The 5,078-nt window shown below is 50.9% G+C and carries 1 protein-coding gene; it reads right to left on the minus strand.

Annotation, left to right across the window (positions count from 1 at the left end; genetic code table 11):
- Positions 1 to 4,908, minus strand: a 4,908-nt coding sequence (locus Q1J43_RS00555; RefSeq protein WP_301100333.1) for a hypothetical protein, incomplete at its 3' end; no start/stop codon positions are given.
- Between the last annotated feature and the right edge of the window lie 170 nt (positions 4,909 to 5,078).

Genomic DNA, 5,078 nt, shown 5'->3' on the forward strand with positions numbered 1-5,078 from the left:
CGGATTGGTGGTTGTCTCAACGATGCCATTGCCGAAGTTCCAGACATAGGTGAAGGTGTCGCCAAGGCCTGGGTCCTGCACGCTGACGCCAAACTCGAACTCACCCGCCGTGGCGGTCGGGGTGGCCGTGAAATTGCTCAGCTCGGGCGGGACGTTCTGCACCAGAATTGTTCTCAACCAGCCCGATTGTTCAATATCTGGGCTGTCGGCGGATCTCTTCATCAAACGGGCTGAAACCGTCATTCTCTGGAGCGCGACCCCGGATAGCAGAGTGTTCCTGATTGTATGCGTGCGGCTAAACGTCGCTAGTCCAGGCGTCGCATCGTCATTGAGGCCAATGGTCTCGACGTCGCCATCGCCCCAGTTGACTTCGACATAGCTGCTGCCGAGTGCGCCGCCAAGTGCATCGCCATCGAGCACAAGTGTGCCGCCCTCGAAGAAAGATGCTCCTGGTGACATTAAGATAGCCCGGAGCATGGTGGTTCCTGGGGAGTCTGAAGCCAGGGGAGGGGTGCGACTTGTGATCGTCGCCTCGGCCTGGCCCCCATCGCCATTCGTGACCGTGAGTCGAGCGGAATAAATGCCTTCCAGCAGCATTGGGGTGGTCGGGGCTATCCCGTTGAAAGACTCGGCAACCAACACTCCGGTCGGGTCAAAAATCTCCCAATGTAACGAGACATCGGTGTCCGGGTTTGGATCTGCCACTGTCGCATCGGGCGCAAATTGACCATCGATAATTGCATAACGGATGTCAATCACTGGGGTTCGATTGACTATTTCGATAACGGCGTTCACATTGCTCCACCCACCATCCTTGTCTGCCACATGGATATTGACGGTGTAACTTATGCTGTCCGTTTTGATCGACTTATCTTTAGCGTACACATCATACAGGTGACTGAATACCGGGTTTCTATCGTCGGTGGTTAGCGAATAGTCGTTCGACGTTCCGTCGCCCCAGTCGACCGTTACCGTAAAGCTATCGTCGAGACCGGGGTCGCGGATATTCAACTGCAGCTTAGCTTCAGTCTTATCAGCAATAGAGGGTGAGGCAAATTGGGCGTCCAACGTCGGCGCGGCGTTATTCACGATCTGGCGAGAGGTGCCTCTGACAAAATTCTCCTGGCTATCGAATACCGTAACTATTACATCGAAATAATCCTGGGTGAAGCTTGGCGTATCGTCACGGTACAGGTTGGAATAGGAAAAGTCCGTGACGCCTGGAGCCAACGTGTATTCGCTGTAGTCACGGTTATTGCCCCAATCCACGAATACGGTGTGAGTTTGATCTGCCGTAGTCGCATGGGAAATCGTGCCGCTGATAGTGGCGCTTTTCCCCTCTGCGATAATCGGCATTTCGAGCCTCAGAGTGTCGATTCTCGGCGGATTCGGGCCGGCATTGCTAACCAGACGGACATTATCAACTTGAACACTCCAGGGAAGGATCGTTGCGGTTAATTCACCACGGGCCTTCTTTAAAGCGACCACATCGACAACCCTGAAGGAAAACTGCCCAACCTTTCCGAGTAGTGATGTAGGTATCTTTACTTCCCTATTACGCAGCGTCAATCCAGCGGCTTTGGGAGTTTTTACTGACTCTGTAGCAATCACTTTACCTTCGGCATCCATAAAATCAACGAGCAGGATGCCATCAATAGAAAGTGAAATTGATTGATCGACAGTGTTTGTTTCTGTAAAACTATCCTCTGGTGTTTGGTCAGGGTTGAAGGACAAAACTGGTGCTGTCACATCCACCAGCAAGCTGGTTTTGTCTGTCGGGAAATATTGCCAGTTATGGGTAAGCACATCTCCAGATTTAAGGGCTCCACTAAAGTTCCAATAATTTGACTGAATGCCTTTTAAGACATCCGAGAAAATGGTTGTCCCCAGATCGACTGCAAATTTTTTCACTACGGTGTCCCAGAAATATTTAAATTCTGGGCGAAGTAGTTTCTGCACCTTAATATTTAGCTTCAGATAGTCTAGATGTTTGAAAAGTGTTTTAAATACTTTTAATAACTTCTCGGTGTTTTGAATGTTGCTAGAAAAATGGACTTTAACTGTGTTGATAAAATTCCAGGCAAATGAGTTGAAGAGAATCTGAGCTTCATCTATGACTGCTCGCGGGATATCCGGAATATCAGCGGCTATCATGTTCCAATCAAAGGTGAAGCCTTGATTGCTTACGCCTTGTGCCCACCCCCCACTACCGCCCTGGAATGACCAGCCCGGTATCTCATAACCCGTTTGGAAGGAGATAATTCGGCCATAAATCGGGTCTCGTGCTGACTGAAAGTCTCCGTTAAACACACTTGGAATCGCTTCTTTTGTGCTGCCTCGCTGCGTCGAGGCGCCGCTGTCCTCAACGCTCGCGCCGGCCAAGGGCATCACCGGAAGCTTCGTTCCTCTGCCGCCCAAATAGCTGTAACCCCAGCCAATGCCTGTCCCTTCCTGCGAGCGTTGATCAACCGCGTCAGACGCTGCGCTCGAACCTTCCGCGGTAACCTTGATCTCGCCGGCGCGATACCAGGCATTGCCTGTTGCGAACGATGGACGACTCGTAGCAATTAAGGTGTCGAATATCAGTGAACCTATGTTTAACCTTGACAATAAGTCCTCATAAGTTCTTCTGCGGTCCAGCGGACTCCTAAAAATATATTGCGGGCGCTGTAATAGTGATCTTTCTGTAAAACGATCGGCAGACAAATCGACAGTCCCGTAATACCACCCAAGAACACGATAATGCTGATCATTCGTTCCCACCTGGAACCATGCAGGACTCCACACAATATCTGAATTATTAAATCCTGCCATGTTATTCAGATTGATATTAACGTCGGCGCCAACTCTGTTCTTTGTCGGGTCGCTAACGATTTCTCGCCCATTGACGGTGAACGTTAATCGCCCCAGACCTGCCCCATTGTAAACTATTGACTTGCTTAATTGCTGATAATAGTTGTCAAAAAAACCGATATTCGACCAGCGGTTTATGACGGGGTCTAAATAATCTCCGTAGTTAATCTTTCCAAAACCCAATATATTTAGAGCGCCGCCACCCAAAGTCACTGCCGTATTTACAAGTAATGCTGGTATCTTGAATGCTGGGTTAATACCAACCATTGTTGCCAGTAGCGAGACATCACCTAGCAACTCACTTGCTACAACATTAAGGTACTCTTGCTTGAAATCGTGCGGATCGAGCGTCGTAAACTGAATATTCGTCACTTCCGGATAATATTTACCCATCCGTTGGGTCACCTCGCTATTGACCGATGCGCCGCGGCCAAAACCGATAAAATGCAGTGGCGAATTAAAAAGGCTATTTCCGGTATCGTTATCCAGTTTGATCAGAGCAGCGAACAGTCCGTCGGCCGCCGCTTCCGAGAAGCCCGAATCGACAACGCTTGAGTCAAGAATCCAATTGGAAATCAAGACGAGCGGATGGCCGAGCGCTTCATGAACATATTTGAACTTGGGTTTTTCGGGTGTGCTTGGGTCTCCGAGATATTGCCACTTCATCGTTTCGGGCATGTAAATAAATATTTCCCCGCCGCCCTGTGTGGCAATGGCTCGCGCCAGTTTAATTTCTTCTTTAAGCTCAGATTCTGGGTCCGGTGCAGTCAGAATTGCAGCTTTTGAATCATGCGTGATGATCGTAACGCCAGCAAAATGGTTATTAGTCTCATCAAGAATTGGGGCGCTAACCAGAGTGCCTGACTCGCGCGATTTTTGTCCAGTCACGCTGATGGCCTCGACGCCCCAGTAATAGTGCTGACCCGCCGTCAAATAAACTGCGTCCGGGATGTGATATGTTTTCCAACCTGCCGCGAACGAACCGATGTCGGCAGCAGTGAGCCTCCTGGTGAACACCCGCGCAAAATTTTCAACCTCTCCCTCGAACAGTCCATGCCCGGGCGGAAAGGTACTAATGGTGAGCAGCACTTCGCTGGCGTCATCCTTCAATCTAAAATCGACAGCATTCAAATTGGATTTCGACCCGAGTGTAATGGCCGTGTTCAAATCCACACTATCGTGCGACGACGCAATGTCGGCCACCCAGCCAGAGCTTAGATTTCCGGGAACTCCAAGGTCCTGTTTTTCCGGCGCCACTACCTGCCGCCCGTTGACGCGATCGATCGGATTTGGCTGTTTTGAATTTTGCTTATTGATAGAGTTCAATTCGGCGATCGCTATGAGGTCGGCCAGATTCCAGGTCAGCAGTCCGCTACTCGGCGGGGGCGCGTCACCGATAGTTGGCCAATAGCGCAGATCGGCCATCAGCGATTTGCCGTCTTCAGTAATATGCAAGCGGCTGATGTTGCCACCTATGATGGGCGTTGTCGCTCCCAGGTACTCCGCCTTGCCAAACGGGTCCTTGACAATGCCGACCTTGCCACCCATTTGTGGCGCGGACCTAAAAAAGCCGTCGCTGGTCGTTTCGTCGGGCTCGTTCAGATCGAAGAAGTAATCGGCGACCAGCGCATACTCGACACCATTTTGGGTGGCCAGCACTGGCGACTGCGCGCGCTGGATGTTGAGCTTATAGGGATCGTTGATGCGGGTGTCCCCGGCAATGACGCCGGACATGCGTATTTGCCTGAACACTGCCGGTGTTTGTGACAGGTCTCCACGGGTGGTAAGATTCACGGTCACCGTAGCCAGCCCGGCGTTGACATTTTTGCCGTCGGTCAGCAGAAGCCGCAACTGCTGTACCCCATCAGCGTTCGTCCGAATCCCCGCCGCAGAAATAAACTGCGGCTCTTGACCCTGGTTGACCGGAATGTCTTGCACCGAAACCAGGGGAGTCAAGGTTTCTTTGGTGGATAGAACCGCCATTCCGCTACCTGATTTTGATATCTTCAGCGCATTAATATCCAGAATAAAGACATTGCCATTATTCGTGCTCACCTTCTTTCCCCACGTAATAATGGGGAGTTGGCTCGCTGGCGCCGTTAGCGCGAGATAGGAATGATCCTCACCCTGAATCACTGCCAGATCGCTATAACCATAGGCTTGGGACGGCAAGGCGATTTGCTGCTGCAGCAAGAAATCAGTACTGGTTTCATCGATATTCAAGC

Origin of the sequence: Propionivibrio sp. (assembly GCF_029255185.1) — a bacterium.
In the GTDB taxonomy this organism is placed as follows: domain Bacteria; phylum Pseudomonadota; class Gammaproteobacteria; order Burkholderiales; family Rhodocyclaceae; genus Propionivibrio.